General features: G+C 36.2%; 15 protein-coding genes and 9 pseudogenes. 23 read left to right on the forward strand and 1 reads right to left on the reverse strand.

Annotated features, from left to right (window positions below; genetic code table 11):
• Positions 1 to 285 precede the first annotated feature (285 nt).
• The 22 genes and pseudogenes from LW139_RS20770 to LW139_RS15625 all read left to right on the forward strand — a co-directional run.
• Positions 286 to 684: pseudogene (locus LW139_RS20770) on the forward strand (RHS repeat-associated core domain-containing protein); the annotation flags it as partial.
• Positions 685 to 1020: 336 nt separating this feature from the next.
• Positions 1021 to 2106 (forward strand): ankyrin repeat domain-containing protein, encoded by a 1086-nt coding sequence (locus tag LW139_RS15505; protein ID WP_247850184.1) that lies wholly within the window; start codon positions 1021 to 1023, stop codon positions 2104 to 2106.
• Between the two features lie 223 nt (positions 2107 to 2329).
• Positions 2330 to 2806 (forward strand): annotated as a pseudogene (locus tag LW139_RS15510) (RHS repeat-associated core domain-containing protein); the annotation flags it as partial.
• 431 nt (positions 2807 to 3237) lie between these two features.
• Positions 3238 to 3510, forward strand: a complete 273-nt coding sequence (locus LW139_RS15515; protein ID WP_210813599.1) for a hypothetical protein — start codon at positions 3238 to 3240, stop codon at positions 3508 to 3510.
• 417 nt (positions 3511 to 3927) lie between these two features.
• Positions 3928 to 4404: pseudogene (locus LW139_RS15520) on the forward strand (RHS repeat-associated core domain-containing protein); the annotation flags it as partial.
• Positions 4405 to 4818: 414 nt separating this feature from the next.
• Entirely contained in the window at positions 4819 to 5262 is a 444-nt protein-coding gene (locus LW139_RS15525; RefSeq protein WP_166540396.1) for a hypothetical protein, read from the forward strand.
• Between the two features lie 412 nt (positions 5263 to 5674).
• Positions 5675 to 6160 (forward strand): annotated as a pseudogene (locus tag LW139_RS15530) (RHS repeat-associated core domain-containing protein); the annotation flags it as partial.
• Between the two features lie 78 nt (positions 6161 to 6238).
• Positions 6239 to 6460: pseudogene (locus LW139_RS15535) on the forward strand (colicin D domain-containing protein); the annotation flags it as partial.
• Entirely contained in the window at positions 6450 to 6752 is a 303-nt protein-coding gene (locus LW139_RS15540) for a colicin immunity domain-containing protein (RefSeq protein WP_247850185.1), read from the forward strand. The pseudogene LW139_RS15535 and the gene LW139_RS15540, both read left to right, overlap by 11 nt.
• A gap of 624 nt (positions 6753 to 7376) precedes the next feature.
• A pseudogene (locus LW139_RS15550) lies at positions 7377 to 7925 on the forward strand (RHS repeat-associated core domain-containing protein); the annotation flags it as partial.
• Positions 7926 to 7936: 11 nt separating this feature from the next.
• Positions 7937 to 8551: a DUF1963 domain-containing protein gene (locus LW139_RS15555; protein ID WP_247850186.1), complete on the forward strand. Its 615-nt coding sequence runs from the start codon at positions 7937 to 7939 to the stop codon at positions 8549 to 8551.
• 452 nt (positions 8552 to 9003) lie between these two features.
• Positions 9004 to 9846 (forward strand): annotated as a pseudogene (locus LW139_RS20775) (RHS repeat-associated core domain-containing protein); the annotation flags it as partial.
• A 16-nt stretch (positions 9847 to 9862) separates the two neighbouring features.
• Positions 9863 to 10243, forward strand: coding sequence for a hypothetical protein (locus LW139_RS15570; RefSeq protein ID WP_166540420.1), 381 nt, complete (start codon positions 9863 to 9865; stop codon positions 10241 to 10243).
• A 362-nt stretch (positions 10244 to 10605) separates the two neighbouring features.
• Positions 10606 to 11733, forward strand: coding sequence for a zincin-like metallopeptidase toxin domain-containing protein (locus LW139_RS20605; protein ID WP_282186880.1), 1128 nt, complete (start codon positions 10606 to 10608; stop codon positions 11731 to 11733).
• Entirely contained in the window at positions 11733 to 11984 is a 252-nt protein-coding gene (locus LW139_RS15585; protein ID WP_247850188.1) for a hypothetical protein, read from the forward strand. The genes LW139_RS20605 and LW139_RS15585 overlap by 1 nt, the downstream gene beginning before the upstream one ends.
• Positions 11985 to 12404: 420 nt before the next feature.
• Complete coding sequence (locus tag LW139_RS15595; protein ID WP_247850189.1) at positions 12405 to 13136, forward strand: RHS repeat domain-containing protein; 732 nt, start codon at positions 12405 to 12407, stop codon at positions 13134 to 13136.
• A gap of 243 nt (positions 13137 to 13379) precedes the next feature.
• Positions 13380 to 14153, forward strand: a complete 774-nt coding sequence (locus tag LW139_RS15600; protein ID WP_247850190.1) for a hypothetical protein — start codon at positions 13380 to 13382, stop codon at positions 14151 to 14153.
• A 442-nt stretch (positions 14154 to 14595) separates the two neighbouring features.
• Positions 14596 to 14844 (forward strand): hypothetical protein, encoded by a 249-nt coding sequence (locus tag LW139_RS15605; RefSeq protein ID WP_247850191.1) that lies wholly within the window; start codon positions 14596 to 14598, stop codon positions 14842 to 14844.
• A gap of 6 nt (positions 14845 to 14850) precedes the next feature.
• Positions 14851 to 15768 carry an RHS repeat-associated core domain-containing protein gene (locus tag LW139_RS15610; protein WP_247850192.1) on the forward strand — a complete coding sequence of 306 codons (918 nt, stop codon included), beginning with the start codon at positions 14851 to 14853 and terminating at the stop codon, positions 15766 to 15768.
• Complete coding sequence (locus tag LW139_RS15615) at positions 15765 to 16229, forward strand: hypothetical protein (RefSeq protein ID WP_165122666.1); 465 nt, start codon at positions 15765 to 15767, stop codon at positions 16227 to 16229. Before LW139_RS15610 ends, LW139_RS15615 begins: the two co-directional genes overlap by 4 nt.
• Positions 16230 to 16942: 713 nt before the next feature.
• The gene (locus tag LW139_RS15620) at positions 16943 to 17335 is read left to right on the forward strand and encodes a hypothetical protein (protein WP_247850193.1); all 393 of its coding nucleotides are present in this window, start codon (positions 16943 to 16945) and stop codon (positions 17333 to 17335) included.
• Positions 17336 to 17339: 4 nt separating this feature from the next.
• Positions 17340 to 17549: a hypothetical protein gene (locus LW139_RS15625; protein WP_210813820.1), complete on the forward strand. Its 210-nt coding sequence runs from the start codon at positions 17340 to 17342 to the stop codon at positions 17547 to 17549.
• Positions 17550 to 17780: 231 nt separating this feature from the next.
• Here LW139_RS15625 and LW139_RS20660 read toward each other — a convergent pair.
• A pseudogene (locus tag LW139_RS20660) lies at positions 17781 to 17867 on the reverse strand (SymE family type I addiction module toxin); the annotation flags it as partial.
• Positions 17868 to 17983: 116 nt separating this feature from the next.
• Between LW139_RS20660 and LW139_RS15630 the strand changes: the two are divergent.
• A pseudogene (locus tag LW139_RS15630) lies at positions 17984 to 18451 on the forward strand (RHS repeat-associated core domain-containing protein); the annotation flags it as partial.
• Positions 18452 to 18755: the final 304 nt, after the last annotated feature.

Here is an 18755-nt window from a genome sequence, read left to right on the forward strand (position 1 = left end):
ACATTAAAATTTACAAAAAATAAATATTAGCATTATTCCTATTATACAAAATACTGTTTGAAACACCGTACTTCATCATTCTCTCTGCAACTACCACAAGCACAACAACGTTTGCCTTTAAAAGCACACACTTGTGGTACGACTACCTTTTTATGGGAAGGCTTGCGATTATTAAGCGAATATCGACACGGCATTGACATGCTCTATATCTATGAAGATGTGGGCAGTTACTCTCCCTTAGCGCGCGTTGATACATTAAAAAATAAACAAACTGTTTTTTATTTTCATTGTCAGCCTAATGGTTCACCTGATGCGTTAGTTGATGGTAACGGTGATATTCAATGGCAAGCTCGCTTCACCTCTTGGGGTAAAACAGAAATTGAATTAGGGGAGTTTCATTATTATCCTCAAAATCGTGATCAAAACTTACGTTTTCAGGGGCAATATCTCGATAGAGACAAATTTGTCGGGAACAAATTTGAACAGCATTTACGCTGGCCCGTAGGGCGAGTATCAGGATGATACGAGTATTCAGGTTTACACTATAATACCTTTCGCTATTATGATCCTGATATTGGTCGATTTACCCAGCATGACCCTATTGGGTTAGCTGGTGGGTTAAATCTGTATCAATATGCACCCAATGGATTAGTGTGGGTTGATCCTTGGGGTTGGGAAAAATGCCGTTTATCTAAAGAAGATCTAGAAAAACTAGGGTCCGCACCTGACGGAATGAAAAACCCACATAGACACCATAAGTTAGAGAGAATGCACCTTCAAATTGGTCTAAAGAAAATCGAGATTATATACTCCAAGCACAAGATGTTCTTAAATACTATGGCATTGATCTAAATACAGATTTAAGAAATTTCACTTGGGCTAGAAATGGTGGTGGTGCTCATACAATAAAAGCGGCACAACATGTTCACGAAAAAATAATAACTGCGGCACCTCAAGGAAAAAATGCTGTAGAGGAAGCTTTAAATGATTTAGGGAAAGAAATGATAAAAGGTAAGTTTTATGAAAGAAAATAACATAGATATATATAAAATAATAAAAGACGAGAATGTAGAAAAACTATCAGAATATCTAAAAGATTTAAACTTATCTGAGATTAAATTTGATAAATCACTATTACATAGATTTTCAGAAGAAGGTAAATATTTATTATGTGACTTCATAATAAATAAAGGTTTCAATACTAATGTGATAGATAGTAGCTATCTAACACCTCTTGTTGAGGTCGCATTTGAAGGATATATAAATATATTAACTCTTTTGCTTAATAATAAAGCATGGATTGATGGAGATCCTCGAGGGATCACTACACCATTAATTGAGGCATCATGTGGTGGTCATTTAGACATTGTCAAATTACTTATCAAATCAGGCGCAGAGATTAACCGCTTACAGATGAATTTTAATCGTACTGTTTTAGATCTCGCTATATCCTATGGGCATACCGATGTTGCTCAATATTTACAATCGATAGGAGGACGAAAAGCATTCGAAGAAATGCAAGCTGGCGTCATTGAAGGCGATGGTATTCTCTCCCATATTTATAAAAATGTTGGCCCTATTCTAACTGATGAATATTCTTCTGATAATATTAGGTTAATGACATCATGGGTAGGAAATGGTAATTACCATAAATTATTTTTTACCTTCGGCAATTTTAAAAGATTACCTCACACTGAATTTTTAATCTGCTTGCCTTATAATTGGCCAATTAATCGGGCAATACTCCAAAGTAATTACAAAGATAATTTCCCAATGAAGTTACTTTTCTCACTCTCTGAATATTATAAAAAAAGTGAAATCATTAAAGAAGGTTTCATTTTAGATAAAAATGACGAGCAATGGAAACACCTTCATTGGCCTGATGAAATCGATGCACTCGTTACCGTTGATTATTCCTTCGATCATCAAGAAAAAGAAATATCTATTCCTGAAGATGAAGAGGTTAATTTATTACTATTAATCCCAATGAAATATACTAAAACAGGAAAACCAGATGGGGACAAATTAGAAAAATGGCTAAAGAGAAAAAGAACAGCATCATGGAAAAGTATTTCATTTAAAAATGATTGGCTCTCAGATAAATAATTTATTTTTTATTTATAAAATAGGCATTGTATTAACAATGCCTTTATAATAATTAATCAAGATATACAATAAAAACCCAAAAGTATTATAATAAAAAAGTGAGTGTTAATATTCTATCTATAATATTCATAATTCAATAACTAAATAAAAATAAATACGCTAATATCCCCTTTCTTCATTTTTAGATCCTCCCTTTAAAAATAAACGTATTCAGCGTGTTGATTACCTGTGGTCTGGTGACCAGATGGTGCAGGAAACTCCGATTTATGCCGACGGCACACCGGCTTATGATCCGCAAATTCAGTGGCTTTATCAACCCGGCGAAATTACTCCAACAGCCCGTTATTAACGTGGAAAACTGCATTATGTCGTCACTGACCATCAAGGTACCCCGCGAGAAATCTTTAGCGAAAAAGGGATTGTTAGTTAGGCTGGACGTTTAAATACCTGGGGACAAATGACGTTTTGGCAATCCCATGATGATTATGCAGATAACGCCCCCGAATATACCGAATGTCATTTTCGGTTTGCCGGACAATATGAAGATAAATAAAGTGGCTTGTATTACAATCGCTTTCGCTACTATGATAAGGACACAGGGCAATATATTTCGCCAGACCCCATCGGATTATTAGGTGGCTTTAATCCGTATGGGTACGTGCATTGTCCAACGGGGTGGATTGATCCGTTTGGGTTGAGTGGAACATCAAGTCTCAGTGGTGAACAACCTCATCCATATCAGAGTGTTAGAGATGCATCAGAGTATTTGCGTTCAATGGATGTAAGCAGAAGCCAACGAAAACAAATAATTGACTCCTTTGAATTATCTGGAATGTCTGTTTCAAAAGCTGGAGATAACCTTTATGGTACACGTTTCCATGATTTTGGAAAAAATGCTAGACCTGAAGGACAGTATGTATTTGAAACATTTACATCCCAAACTAATAGAAGTGGTTTGGCATTACCCCCTGCTTGGAATGAAATGACAGGAATCCAACAATTTCAGATAAAACCTGGAACAACTGTTATTAAAGGAAAGGCAGCGCCACAATATGAGTATGGTTCTCAGTATGGTGGAGGGGCTGAACAATTGTTTATACTCGAACCATGGAAATATGGATCTCTAATGAAATGAAAACATTAAATAACACATTTTTGACGCCCCCCCTTCAGTCTGTTGAAGATGCAATTGAATTGCATAGAAATGGAAAAAATGCACCTTTGTCTATTGATGTATTGAACAAGGTGAAAAGTGAATTAACTGAAATGATAAGAGTGATGGATCCTCAAGAATACAAACCATCATATCCTAGATTTATCATGGATTGGCCTGATGAGACAGGTCTTATCTCAGCTTTGATTGATGCTGATTACAATTACAAAAAAATAAGAAAAAAGAAGTAAAATTGCCTATCTATAAGCCAGAAGATCATCTAATCTTCTGGCTTCTTCGTTGTTAAGAGTCGCTCCGTTTACCCTTTAGGCGCTGATATACTCTGCCATCAGCTCGTGCATGGTGTACCGTATGGCGGGCTTGCTGTTGTTGGTTTTGCAGCTTTATCCCTCGAATGTCTTCGCTGTTGGGAATCAATACCAAACAGCCGTTTAATATCTTCACTGTGAACGTGAAACCGAACTCAAAACCTGTGCCCTTTAACTAATGCCCTGTTCAGTGGATTGTGAGTAGTAAACCGATTTTACTCCCACTCTGGGCATATCCCATCATGTAAAACACTCCGTTTTTTGAGGAAAGAGTATTTACCACTCAATTTTGCTTAGAATGCATCTTAATCATAGTAACTACCCCTAGTTGTACTTGATTACCTGTGCTCTGGCGACCAGATGGTGCAAGAAACCCCGATTTACGCTGATGGTACACCGGCTTATGATTCGCAAATTCAGTGGCTTTATCAACCCGGCGAAATTACTCCAACAGCCCGTTATCAACGTGGAAAACTGCATTATGTCGTCACTGACCATCAAGGCACACCACGCGAAATCTTTAGCGAAAAAGGCATTGTCAGCTGGGCAGGTCGGTTAAATACCTGGGGACAAATGGCATTTTGGCAATCTCATGATGATTATGCCGATAACGACCCTGAATATACCGAATGTCATTTTCGTTTTTCGGGACAATATGAAGATAAAGAAAGTGGCTTGTATTACAATCGCTTTCGCTACTATGATAAGGATACGGGACAATATATTTCACCAGACCCCATAGGATTATTAGGAGGCTTTAATCCGTACGGGTATGTACATTGTCCGACAGGATGGGTAGATCCGTTAGGGTTGTCAGGGACGTCGAAGCTTGATAATGAGAATATTAGCCCTGTAGATAAACATTATATTCCTCGTGATGCAAATGGCAGACCAACACCTTTAGATAAGCAAAGGGTCAATGGGCAAGATATTCCTTTACCAGATCCTATGGCGGAAGGTAGAGCTCATACTGTTTTAGGTGGGAAAATAAGTAGCGAAAATGGTCAGTTATATAGACAATCAGCCACCTTCCCATCATCAACTTGGCCGACAGCAAATGGTAAGCCAGTCCCGTTCAGTGAAGTACATTGGGGCGATCACGGTTCCCCTCAATTTCATACGAATCCACATCAGCATATGTTTTTATATGAAGATAAATTTGGGTGGAAGCGACAGAATCAAGTACCTTATTACCCACTAAAACATAACTAATTATTAGCAGAGATAATTATGGAAATATATTTTTCTATTTTACTTAAAAAAAGTTTAAATCTAAAAGAGTTAAATTTAAATGAAGAATTAGTTTATTGGGGAGAACAATCTTTCTCTCAGGAGCCAAAAGTATTTAAATGGGAAACTTTAATTACATTAACCCAGTATGAGTGCGAGGGTTTTGTTATTGATTATATCTTTAGTAAGACATTGAATTTAAATGACTTTTATTCATATAAATTAGAATTAAAAAATACTTCTAAAGATATTAATACCATTATTAATTTTTTGAAAATGATAAACAAAAATTTAAATGAGTGGTACTTTTTGACATTTAATGAGGATTATGAATCTTACACACATAAAACCATAATAAATGAAAAAGATATACTCATTTCATTAGGTGAACTCTCAAATAATGAGTTCAGAAAAAATCTTGTTCTAATGAAGAGAAAAATATAAGCAAGCCAGATATTTCAATAATTCTGACTTACTCATTATTAAGAGCTGTTCAGTTTACAGTCTTTAGCCGCTAAGATAATCAGCCATTAGCTCACGCCTCGTGTGCCATATTGTGCTCGGTTGCGCTTGCTGTTGTTGATTCTGTTGCTTTATCGCTCGAATGTCTTCGCTGTCAGGCATCAATACCAAACTATCGTTTAAAATCTTCACTGTGAACGTGAAACTGGCCTCAAAACCTGTGCCCTTTAACTAATGCCCTGTTCAGTGGATTGTGAGTAGTGAACCGATTTTACTCCCACTCTGGGCATATCCCATCATGTAAAACACTCCGTTTTTGAGGAAGGAGTATTTACCACTCAATTTTACTTAGAATGCATCTTAATCATAGTAACTACCCCTAGTTGTACTTGATTACCTATGTTCTGGCGACCAGATGGTGCAAGAAACCCCGATTTATGCCGATGGCACACCAGCTTATGATTCGCAAATTCAGTGGCTTTATCAACCCGGCGAAATTACCCCAACAGCCCGTTATCAACGTGGAAAACTGCATTATGTCGTCACTGACCATCAAGGCACACCACGAGAAATCTTTAGCGAAAAAGGCATTGTTAGTTGGGCAGGACGGTTAAATACCTGGGGACAAATGGCATTTTGGCAATCTCATGATAATTATGCCGATAACGACCCTGAATACACTGAATGCCATTTTCGGTTTGCCGGTCAATATGAAGATAAAGAAAGTGGCTTGTATTACAATCGCTTTCGCTACTATGATAAGGACACTGGGCAATATATTTCGCCAGACCCTATCGGATTATTAGGTGGCTTTAATCCGTATGGGTATGTGCATTGTCCAACGGGTTGGGTAGATCCGTTTGGGTTGGCGGGTAGTCCTTATATTTTTGATTCAAAACAATTACAAAAGAATTTTAAACATGCCATTAATCTTGGTGTTACAGATAATACTAATAAGATAAATATAGCCAAATTTGAAATTGCGATGAAAAATCATATGAGCTTATCTAGCACAATAAAAATAAAGAGACAATATAGATGGGTTCAAGATGTTTATCATTATTTTAATCTAGAAACTAATCTTAATGTTATGATCGATATGGATGGGAGTTTTATATCTAGATGGAAATTATCAGAAAAACAAACAACTGATTTATTGGAGAAAGGAAATGTGTTCTAAAAAAGTTACAACTGAATTATTAGAACTAATTGATAATTTAATCTCTGGTAACATATCAGCAACTAAGTTTGAAGATAATTATATTGTTATGTGGAGAATTTATAGAGACTTTAATGCTCAAAATGAAATTGATAATAATACAAAAACATATATTAATCGTGTTTTTACAACTGTTGATCTTTATTGTTCAGATCCAGAAATCAGAGATGAATATGATTTTGATGAAGATAACTTATTAGAAGAAATTATTAAGATAAAAAACGGATGGGAACTACTAAAAAACAATAAATAATAACTATACAAAATAGATTGAGGTTATTATTTGAATTATCTACATTAACATATAAACAATATAGATATACCAATTCATTACATCCATCTTTCTCTAGTGTACATATAAAGTTGCTGGTATAGAACACACTTTAAGTGGCAAAATTTACTATAAGCTCAATATCATCAGGGGCAATATATGCGCCCTATCAATGAAACCCGTTGGGATTATGACTTACGCCATAATTTAATCACCACACAATAAGAAACAGTACCTTATGGTTGGAAGTATTATCAATATGATATTTATGGTAGGACGATTGAGAAACGCACCGATACTGGCTCTTGGACTTATTCCTATAATGCTGAGCACCGTTTAAAAACCGTACTTCATCATCCTGTTAATCCAGAAGAAAAACGATGTTTTGTCCAATTTGATTACGACCCATTAGGGCGTCGTTTACATAAAACTGTCGAATATCTTCCTGCACTACAACTACCACAGGCACAACAACGTTTACCTCAAAATCGTGATCAAAACTTACGTTTTCAGGGGCAATATCTCGATAGAGACAAATTTGTCGGGAACAAATTTGAACAGCATTTACGCTGGCCCGTAGGGCGAGTATCAGGATGATACGAGTATTCAGGTTTACACTACAATACCTTTCGCTATTATGATCCTGATATTGGTCGATTTACCCAGCATGATCCGATAGGGCTGATGGGCGGGCTGAATCTGTATCAGTATGCGCTGATGTGGGTTGATCCGTGGGGTTGGGCTAAGCTATTTGCATTAGGCACCTATGGTGAGTTAAATGGCCCTTCACATGTGCGGGATCAATTACAAGCTCACGAATTATTGAGACACGAATATTTAAAACAGCAAGGTCTTGCAAACACATCACGTTTATCTGGAAATCCATCTATAGCTTTAGATTTGGATCATCATACCAGAGGCCCGTTGAAGGATACTCGAGGTATTGGCGGTGCTCATTGGCATGAGGCTGAAATTAGAGCGAATCAAGGTCTGGGTAGAAATGAGTTTGCATCAACATTAAAACGTGAATTAGATATAACATCAGGTGGTTTAAGAAAAGCTGGTGTTCCTGCTAGTCGAGTTAAACAATTAAGACGAGATGCATTGAAATTTTATAAACAACAAGCTGCTGCAAAAGCAAAAGGTTGTAAATAGGAATATATATCATGTATGAAATTACTCAATTTATTGTAAGTGATAACAAAGATATAGACTCAGGCTTAATTATAGGGGGCAATAAAGGATATGTGTCTGAATGGCCTGTTAATCCAAACGGAAAGGAGCTATTGCATCTTTTTTCTATAGATTGTGAAAAGGTAGCTCCTCAGGTCGCTGATGGTGTTTTGCCAAAAACCGGTTATTTGTCTATATTTTCAACATATTCTAGCAGTGATTACTTTCTTGATGAAATAACATACTTTGGTGATGAAGATGATTTGAATTTGATTCGGTCAGGCTTCACTTTTGTATCTTATTCATTGACTGGTAGTTTAAGTGAAAGTAATGAAAATTTTATACCTGAAACTAAAGTTGATTTATTAAATACGAGAATTGATAGTGAAGAGTATCCAATGATATCATTTTTCTCAAAACATATTCCCAATGGTTTAACCTGTGTGGATGAGGTTTTTAATAATTATCATTTTGTCTGCCAGGTCTATTCCGCTGACTTTCCTTATCCCTTTAAAGATGTATTGGGATTGTCTGATGCCATAGGATACTTATTTATTAAAAATGAAGGAAATAATATAGAAGGTCTTTTCTTCGTGCAAACGGCATAAAAATCCTAATAGCCATCCTTATAACTCAAATTATATAATCACCTGCTTTGGCTAAAACAGCACACCAAAGCAGGTAAATCACCACATCACTCCCCGATCAGCGCCTTAACTTTAAGCTTAAATGCGGCGATCTGGGCTTGTTGCTGCTGATTTTGCTGCTTAATCGTCCGGATATCCTCGCTGTCCGGGATTAATACCAAACAGCCGTTTAAAATTTTCACTGCAGACGTGAAACCCGTCTCAAAGACTGCATCTTTTAATCAATATCCTGTTAAGTGGATTGCCGGCAGTGGGCTGGTTTTGCTGCCACTCAGAGCATAGCCCATGGTGTAATAACACTCTGTTTTTTTGGAGAGAGGTATTTATCACTCGGTTTTACTTAGAATTCGTCTTAACCGTGGTAACTATCCTTTACCTTTAATTGTTTGGTTAATGGTGTTGGTGTGCTTGATTACCTGTGGTCTAGCGACCAAATGGTGCAAGAAACGCCAGTTTATGCTGATGGCACACCTGCTTATGATCCGCAAATTCAGTGGCTTTATCAACCCGACGAAATTACTCCAACAGCGCGTTATCAACGTAGAAAATTGCATTATGTCGTCACCGACCATCAAGGTACACCGCGCGAAATCTTTAGCGAAAAAGGGATTGTTAGTTAGGCTGGACGTTTAAATACCTGGGGACAAATGACGTTTTGGCAATCCCATGATGATTATGCAGATAACGCCCCCGAATATACCGAATGTCATTTTCGGTTTGCCGGACAATATGAAGATAAATAAAGTGGCTTGTATTACAATCGCTTTCGCTACTATGATAAGGACACAGGGCAATATATTTCACCAGACCCTATCGGATTATTAGGTGGCTTTAATCCGTATGGGTACGTACATTGTCCGACTGGGTGGGTTGATCCGTTTGGGTTGGCGGGTGAGGATTGTGATAAGCTACTCAAACTTAATTCAGCACAACGGAAAAATATTTCCAATCTTAGAGAAGGTAAGGATGTTACAGTTAGAAATGTCGAAGAAGCAAGACAATTATTAGATAACATGCCAGAGCTTCGCCCTCATATAGATTTATTCCCCGCTAAATCAGGTGAATTATATCGTGGAACAGTATTTGGTGATGTATGGAAACAACCAGTTGGTACTTATCGAGGTGATTTATATAATATAAGAAATCCATTGTCTGATGTTGTACATGAATCGAGTAATAAACTGCATGATTTAAATCCTCATTATAATATTTTATTTAAAAATGGCACCAAAGCAGGAATAATAATAGTTCCATAGAAAGGAAAAGTGAAAAATGAAAGAAATAATAGATAATAGAGAGTTAAAAACCCTCCCTTTAGTTGAGAGAACAATATATCTTGATGACAATATAGCATCTATTGAATTTTCTATTATTGGAGATTTAGATTTCAACATTGAATTTAAAAAAAAATATAAAAACAAAAAAGAGGCAATTAAAAGTATAGAGACATTTATCAAAAAAAGTGATCTTGACAAAGAAAAAGGTATTGATTTTATATATGAGACTCAAATGAAAAAATCAAAACTATTAATTTTAAATAGCGTTATAAACAATACCTTATCACTACCTGACCATGGAGATGGTTACTTATATCTTGGTGATATTGAATATATTAAAGAACTCACTAAAAAACTAAGAACTCGGTTACTCTAATTATATGTAAAAATAAAATTAACTTTTCATATATGGTTATACCCAAGTCCATATGTTACTCAAAAATTTTGAGTGACAACCTACTACATGAATAAATTTTTATAATACTAATAATAAAACTTAATCATTCGTGAATGTGCGTTTTATAGAACATGAAGTTCGATATCGTTAGAACCATTTATGGCAACTCTATTATGAGCAGATAAACAGACAAGAATTTTACGCCAAAGCCAAACCTATTTTTCTAATTTTAGCTATTACACTGCAATTGGATTATTGGATAGCTGCAATAAAAAGACTGTATTACCGCCAAAGGTTATCAAGATTATCACTACGACATTAATGGTCGATTAATACAAAAAGTGGTTCATCAACACGGTTTTCGAGCAAAAACGTGGTATTACCAATGGAGTTCGCTTAATCAATTCATTGCCTGTTTTAATCCTGAAGGGGAATTATGGCGTTACACTTACAATGCTTTTGGGCGACGTCTCAGTAAAAGTAAGGTGTTCGATAATCGCCCTATTACACCGCCCAATTCGCCCTTTAAAGATAAACGAATTCAACGTGTCAATTACCTTTGGTCTGGTGACCAGATGGTGCAGGAAACTCCGATTTATGTCGATGGCACACCGGCTTATGATCCGCAAATTCAGTGGCTCTACCAACCCAATGAAATCACCCCAACAGCACGTTATCAACGTGGAAAACTGCATTATGTCGTCACTGACTATCAAGGTACAGCACGCGAAATTTTTAGCGAAAAAGGCATTGTTAGCTGGGCAGGACGGTTAAATACCTGGGGGCAAATGGCGTTTTGGCAATCTCACGATGATTATGCTGATAACGACCCAGAATACACTGAATGTCATTTTCGTTTTGCCGGTCAATATGAAGATAAAGAAAGTGGCTTGTATTACAATCGCTTTCGCTACTATGATAAGGATACGGGGCAATATATTTCGCCTGACCCTATCGGATTATTAGGGGGCTTTAATCCGTATGGGTACGTACATTGTCCGACTGGGTGGGTTGATCCGTTTGGGTTAAGTGGAACATCAACAATAGACCATATTGGAGATGGAAGGCCCGTTAGTGGACATACTGGATATTTAAATGGCCCTAGACTTTCTAGACGAGAGCTAATAGATATCCGGAATGAATTGAACGAATTAGGTATAAATTTCGTGAGAAATGCCAATAAACACTTACCACCTCAAGCTCGAGGCGGGTTTGATTATACAACAGGAACCGTTTACGTGAAAAGAGGTGCAACGCGTTATGAAGTGTTCCATGAAATGACACATGCAAAGCAATACGCAGCTATTGGTAAAGAGGCCTATATCGCTTTGGGCACTTATGCAAGAGAATCTCATGTGTTTAACACGATTATAGGAAATAGAACAATATTTTCTTCAGCAGAGCTTAAACATGCCAGTGGTTATATGAGATACCTTAAGAGCAAATATTTTAGAGGAGCAATAAACTAATGCTTATTAAAAAGCGTAATAATAATGATGCTATTCAAATAGCTAGAGATACATTAGCTCGAAATAAAATATCATATGATACTAAAACATTAGATATTAACTATGATACAAAATTGAATTTTGAACATAATAAAAAATCAGGATGGTTAATCTCTGCTAAATTAAATGTTCCTGATTCCTTTGAACCAAATATGATTTTTATCGCTGTAGCAGAGGACGATGAAGAAGTTTATATCCCTGATATGCTATAGAACTTGATATAATAAGAACTATAACTTAAATCATAAAGTTGCCTGCTTTGATGTATATTTAAAAATCAAAGCAAGTAAATACCTATATATTACTCAATAACTCGCTCCTACAATCACAACATAGTCGCACTCTGTTACCACTACTGTTGCTAGTTTTGTTACTTAATGGCTATTCAATCTTCACTATTGAGTATCAATACAAAACAATCATTTAAAAACTTCACCGTAAAAACATAGCTCACATCTAAATTTGATTACGATCTATTAATACAAAAAGTAGTTCACCAACACGGTTTTCGAACAAAAACGTGGTATTACCAATGGAATACGCTTAATCAACTTATTGCCTGTTTTAACCCTGAAGGGGAATGCTGGCGTTACACTTACGACGCCTTTGGGCGACGCCTCAGTAAAAGTAAAGTGGTCGATAATCGCCCTATACCACCTTTAAGCTCGCCCTTTAAAGATAAACGTGTTCAGCGTGTTGATTACCTGTGGTCGGGCAACCAGATGGTGCAAGAAACTCCGATTTATGCCGATGGTACGCCCGCTTATGATCCGCAAATTCAGTGGCTCTACCAGCCCAATGAAATCACTCCCACAGCCCGTTATCAATGCGGAAAATTGCATTATGTGGTCACTGACCATCAAGGCACCCCACGAGAAATCTTTAGCGAAAAAGGGATTGTCAGTTGGGCGGGACGGTTAAATACCTGGGGACAAATGGCGTTTTGGCAATCTCATGATAATTATGCCGATAACGACCCTGAATATACCGAATGTCATTTTCGATTTGCCGGACAATATGAAGATAAAGAAAGTGGCTTGTATTACAATCGCTTTCGCTACTATGATAAGGACACTGGGCAATATATTTCACCTGACCCTATCGGATTATTAGGTGGCTTTAATCCGTATGGGTATGTGCATTGTCCAACTGGGTGGGTTGATCCGTTAGGGTTGGCGGGTTGTCTGTATATTTATGCACTTAATGCTGATGAAAAAAAAGTAATTGAGGGATTAATTGATAAAATAGCTACAGGAAAGCTTCATACAAGAGTGAGGCATGGCCATTTTGAAAATTCGAAAGATATCGAAAATATAATTAATAATCCTAAAGAAATCTTCAGAAGTGGGGGGGAAAAATCCTAGGTTAATTTTTCATGATGGAGAGAATGTCGTCATCGTAGGAACTAAAGGATCTGAAAAGGGCTGGGTGGTAACTAATTATGGTCCCTTGGGGAGTGAAGGAAGAGTACCTTTAGGTAGTGTACCAAATACCCCAAGAGGTGGTATTGTTACTTCAGAAAGTATAGTGTCTGGAACAATACCAAGTAAATCAGGTACTGTTCCTAAAGCTGAATCCATTTGGAAAATTGAGTGATAATATAAAATATGTATTACATAAACACTGATGGGGGAAAAATCGAAATAAATTTAACTTCCTCAAAAAAGATAAAATCAGCAGTTAAATGGGTGTTTGATAAGATTATAATTTCCGATAATATTTTTGCGGATGAGCTAAGTAACTACCTTTTACCAGAATATATTGGTAGTAGTCATTATATAGGTGATGATGGATATATATTTGATACATCAGATAAATTATTAAGTGATGTGTTTTTGTACATTCCCGATAATAACTATTTTAATCCTGATGTGTTAAATACTATCCTATCTTTTGATTCTACATATGCATCTATTGAAATAATAAATCCGATTAAATTTAATTCAGTATCACCTTGCGACTTTAGATATTTAAGTCGAGATGGAGATTATTTGCTATGTCTATCTAATATAAGTTTGGATGGATATATTGAGAGAATAAAAACTCAAAATGATTTTGAATTTATCTTTTTAAACAAGAAAATGATTGGTTTTTTACTAATTAGACCACTTGAGAAACTGGTTTTCTTTGATGATATAAACTATGAATATGAGAACGAAAATAAAGTACCTTTATCTTCAAATGAAAAAAATATTTTTATTACCTATTTTGATTTAGTTGATGAAGAAGGATGGGATAGGATAAATGATGGTGATTTAATTATGCTAAGTAAGATAAATGAAATTAAAAATAATATAACTAAAATTAATGTACAACACATTCAATTAAAGTCATTATATAAACAATGTGACTTCATAGTAAATAATTACTACAGTATTTAATTATTTTAAAAATACGGAATCCAAAAAATGATTAATTTCTTTTAGAATTTGATAAAAATTGTTCAACCAAATCGTTAGCCTCTAATATATCACCATCACCTTACGTATATTATATTTAAGTTTTTACCTTCTAGTATTCATGCCAAACAGCTGTTTAAGATTTTGGTAACAAAAATGGAACCTATCTCAAACCCGCTTTGGTGAGCGTGAACTTAATTATGCCTTTGGTCAACTCCATGAACTGACCTCACTGCAAGTCAATCAACATGCGCCCTTACAATTTAGTTATAACGCCTTAGGCCAAGAGTTTTTACGCCAAAGCCAAGCGGGTTTTGCTAACTCGAGCCATTACACCGCCACTGGGTTATTAGCACATCAACGTGCAGGACGAGGAACGGAGTCCTTTTTACAATCCCTACACGATAATCCGCTTCAACCCCCGATGTCGACCGATGTTCACCGAGGTTATCAATACGATAAAGCTTTTAATCTGGTCAATATCGACGATGTTCGCTGGAACCGTACACAATATCGCTATAACACCAACGACCAAATTGTTGAAACCCAATACAGTAACCAGTTTGAACGACAAAGCGAGAAATTTCAGTACGATAGCAATCTCAATATCACCGAGCATCAGTTTATTCCTCCTGATGCACAAGGTGCCTTTTTACAACTAGCGCCTCAGTGAAAGCAAGTGGTCGATAATCGCCCTATTTCACCGCCCAATTCTCCCTTTAAAAATAAACGTGTTCAGCGTGTCGATTACCTGTGGTCTGACGACCAAATGGTGCAAGAGACGCCAGTTTATGCCGATGGCACACCCGCTTATGACGCTCAAATTCAGTGGCTCTATCAACTCGACGAAATTACTCCAACAGCGCGTTATCAACGTGGAAAACTGCATTATGTCGTCACTGACCATCAAGGCACCCCACGAGAAATCTTTAGCGAAAAAGGGATTGTAAGCTGGGCGGGACGGTTAAATACCTGGGGGCAAATGGCGCTTTGGCAATCTCATGATAATTATGCCGATAACGACCCTGAATACACCGAATGTCATTTTCGGTTTGCCGGTCAATATGAAGATAAAGAAAGTGGCTTGTATTACAATCGCTTTCGCTACTATGATAAGGACACAGGGCAATATATTTCACCAGACCCCATAGGATTATTAGGTGGCTTTAATCCGTATGGGTACGTGCATTGCCCGACTGGGTGGGTTGATCCGTTTGGATTGGCGGGAACGTCGAAGCCTGATGACCCTTCAGGTGAAGATAAAACCCGATTCTTGATTGATTCAAAAGGACAAGTTCTAGATATTGAATATTTTAGAAACTTGAAATTTAATGGGCAAATTCTTGATGCTGGGCGAGGTGGAGGCAAGTTACCTATGATGGGTGAACCTGCTACATACTCTAAAACTACAGGTGGACATATCATTATTTTTGGTCCTGATGGTCGCCGAATTGCAGATATAAGTAAAGAAAGAATAAAAATAGTTGAATGGAATCGCTCACCCAAAGGACAATATTTTATTCGAACGGGTAGTGATACAAAATTTGCAGGTAGAGAAATACCTAATGAAATAAAAAAATTATGGGGATTAGAATGAAATTACATAAAAGCATAGTGTCTAATAAACTTATTGGTCAGTTCCCATCTGATTTTCCAACAGAACTTAGCTTAACCAACTTTGTAGCGAATTGTGTTGGACTAGAAGCAGTTATTGCCTGCTCTGCATTATTTTGCCCCGAAATCATAGAAATAGATGGCGTTATTTATCGAAGTGAAAATAATGACCAAAAAGTATACCCAAATGACTCATATGGAACAGATAAAAAAACATTAGAAATGGCAAGTAATGTTTTTCCAATTAGTCAGTTTTTTTTGATGGAAAATGATAAAGCTAGTGATGACTATATGCTGATAACTGTATTTAGTGAAGTTATTAAGTATTTCTGGAATATTAGATTAAAAAGCCTATACCCAAATAAAATATTTGAATTCATTATTACGGATGATGGTTTATATGGCGAAGAAGGATTTTGTATGACCTTTTATGAAGTTGAATAACTTTAGTCAGCTAGAAGAACCTAGAATCTTCTGGCTTCATTATTTTTAAGAGTCCATGCAATTTTTAGGAACTGATAACTTCCAACATTAACTTACGTATTGTTATCAGTTTCTGTTGTTAACTTTATAATCTAATTATATTCATATATCTTAGTAATTCAATACCAAGCAATTATTTAATAAAAATAGAATACCTTCTTACTTACAATAGTCCATAAAATGAAACAAGAAAAAATTCATCACTTTTTTTTAAAAAATATCTACATTTTTCCTTAGAAAAAACAACAAATATTATTTTTATTAATGATGAAGAAGGCAAAAATATAGATAATGTATTATTTCTTGATATTGATTCCAAAAATGTTGATGGATTTTATAACAACGAGAGCGCCCCCTTTATCTCTATAGAGAAAACAAATGAAATTGATAGCTTCAACTTATATTCAACCTATAAAGAGCCACATAAAATCAAGGAGAAAATCACTCCTCACTTATAGTGGAAAATATAAGATTATTTTTAATTAAAATTATAATTAAATTGTAGAAATTTATTTAGCATCAATAATTTAAACTTGTCTTTATTTATTATATTTTCACAAGGTGAAATCCCATTCATATACAAATAAAAACTTAGATAAAATAATAAAAAACAACTTAATACAATTCAAGAATAAAAATTTTTAGTACTCAAAAAAACATGGAGAATAAATAAAATGTATTTAAAGGATTTTTACCAATTATTTAATAGCCAATCTGAATGGAGTGCCGCTACATTAGAAAATAAAACTGCACCATTGAGCTATTTTGGCTATACAAAATATGGCTCTGGTAAAGAAGCTCGTGATGCCTATCAAATATTTTATGAAAAAGGCAATCCTGCATCTTGGAGTGATGCTCGACTACTGGGTGAATTTGATACATTGCAACTTTATAAAAATGGGGTACCACAAGTTAAAGTTCCTCTTGCTAATGGTGGTAAAGGACCTGAACTTGAACTATTCACTAGTGCGTATCCTCAATATGGTAAAGGTGGTGCAGTCCAGTTATTACCTGTAGAGAAAAATTTACCTGTAACTTTCGATAAAGTTACAATTATTCCGGAATAATTATATGACAGAAGATGAATTACGAAAAAACCTTAGATATTTAGCCGATAAATACGTAGTCGATAAAAATAAAAAAGATGAAATATATAATTATATTGATAGAGATGATGTACCTGTAAAAGGAATATTAGCAGATATTAATGATTTTGGAGTAAAAATAATTAGTCAAGATGATGGAGGCTTAATTCGCGCTATTTACTTTTATTATTGCTAAATTAGTTTATCAATATAAAAGAAGCCAGAAGATTGAAGGAGCTTCTGGCTTCTTCGTTTTCAAGAGTCGCTCAGTTTACCCTTTAACCGCTGATAAACTCTGCCATCAGCTTGTGCTTGCTGTTGTTGGTTCTGTTGCTTCAACGATCGAATGTCTTCGCTGTCCAATATCAATTCCCCCGTTTAATATCCTCACTGCAGACGTGAAACCCGTTTCAATACCCACTTCCTTCAGCCAATGCCCTGTTAAGTGGATTGTGAGTGGTGAACCGATTTTACCCCCACTCGAGGCATACCCGACCGTGTAATAACACTCTATTTTTTAGAGAGAGGTATTTATCACTTGGTTTTACTTAGAATACGCCTTAGTCATAGTAACTATCCCTTACCTTTAATTGTTTGGTTAATGGTATTGGTGTACTTGATTACCTGTAGTCTGGCGACCAAATGGTGCAAGAAACCCCGATTTATGCCGATGGTACTCCCGCTTATGATTCGCAAATTCAGTGGCTCTATCAACCCGGCGAAATCACTCCCACAGCCCGTTATCAACGTGGAAAACTGCATTATGTCGTCACTGACCATCAAGGCACCCCACGAGAAATCTTTAGCGAAAAAGGGATTGTAAGCTGGGCGGGACGGTTAAATACCTGGGGGCAAATGGCGCTTTGGCAATCTCATGATAATTATGCCGATAACGACCCTGAATACACCGAATGTCATTTTCGGTTTGCCGGTCAATATGAAGATAAAGAAAGTGGCTTGTATTACAATCGCTTTCGCTACTATGATAAGGACACAGGGCAATATATTTCACCTGACCCTATCGGATTATTAGGTGGCTTTAATCCGTATGGGTATGTGCATTGTCCAACGGGGTGGGTTGATCCGTTTGGATTGGCGGGAACGTCGAAGCCTGATGACCCTTCAGGTGAAAATAAAACCCGATTCTTGATTGACTCAAATGCTCAAGTTCTAGATCTTGAGTATTTTGGAAACTTGAAGCCATCCGGTGAGATAATCAAAGGTGGGGGACGAGGTGGTAATAAATTACCAACAATGGGTACCCCAAACACCTATTCAAAAACAAATGGTGGGCATGTTATTGTTTTTGGCCCTGATGGTCGACGAATAGCAGATATTAGTAAAGAAAGAATTAAAATCACAGAATGGAATAAAGCACCAAATGGGCAGTATTATCCTGATG

The sequence above is a fragment of the Proteus vulgaris genome (assembly GCF_023100685.1).
In the GTDB taxonomy this organism is placed as follows: Bacteria; Pseudomonadota; Gammaproteobacteria; order Enterobacterales; family Enterobacteriaceae; genus Proteus.

Excerpts from the sequence above, each read along its gene's own strand:
- LW139_RS15505 (WP_247850184.1), top strand. The coding sequence starts at position 1,021 with ATGAAAGAAAATAACATAGATATATATAAAATAATAAAAGACGAGAAT.
- LW139_RS15515 (WP_210813599.1), top strand. The coding sequence starts at position 3,238 with ATGAAAACATTAAATAACACATTTTTGACGCCCCCCCTTCAGTCTGTT.
- LW139_RS15525 (WP_166540396.1), top strand. The coding sequence starts at position 4,819 with ATGGAAATATATTTTTCTATTTTACTTAAAAAAAGTTTAAATCTAAAA.
- LW139_RS15540 (WP_247850185.1), top strand. The coding sequence starts at position 6,450 with ATGTGTTCTAAAAAAGTTACAACTGAATTATTAGAACTAATTGATAAT.
- LW139_RS15555 (WP_247850186.1), top strand. The coding sequence starts at position 7,937 with ATGTATGAAATTACTCAATTTATTGTAAGTGATAACAAAGATATAGAC.
- LW139_RS15570 (WP_166540420.1), top strand. The coding sequence starts at position 9,863 with ATGAAAGAAATAATAGATAATAGAGAGTTAAAAACCCTCCCTTTAGTT.
- LW139_RS15585 (WP_247850188.1), top strand. The coding sequence starts at position 11,733 with ATGCTTATTAAAAAGCGTAATAATAATGATGCTATTCAAATAGCTAGA.
- LW139_RS15600 (WP_247850190.1), top strand. The coding sequence starts at position 13,380 with ATGTATTACATAAACACTGATGGGGGAAAAATCGAAATAAATTTAACT.
- LW139_RS15605 (WP_247850191.1), top strand. The coding sequence starts at position 14,596 with ATGTCGACCGATGTTCACCGAGGTTATCAATACGATAAAGCTTTTAAT.
- LW139_RS15615 (WP_165122666.1), top strand. The coding sequence starts at position 15,765 with ATGAAATTACATAAAAGCATAGTGTCTAATAAACTTATTGGTCAGTTC.
- LW139_RS15620 (WP_247850193.1), top strand. The coding sequence starts at position 16,943 with ATGTATTTAAAGGATTTTTACCAATTATTTAATAGCCAATCTGAATGG.
- LW139_RS15625 (WP_210813820.1), top strand. The coding sequence starts at position 17,340 with ATGACAGAAGATGAATTACGAAAAAACCTTAGATATTTAGCCGATAAA.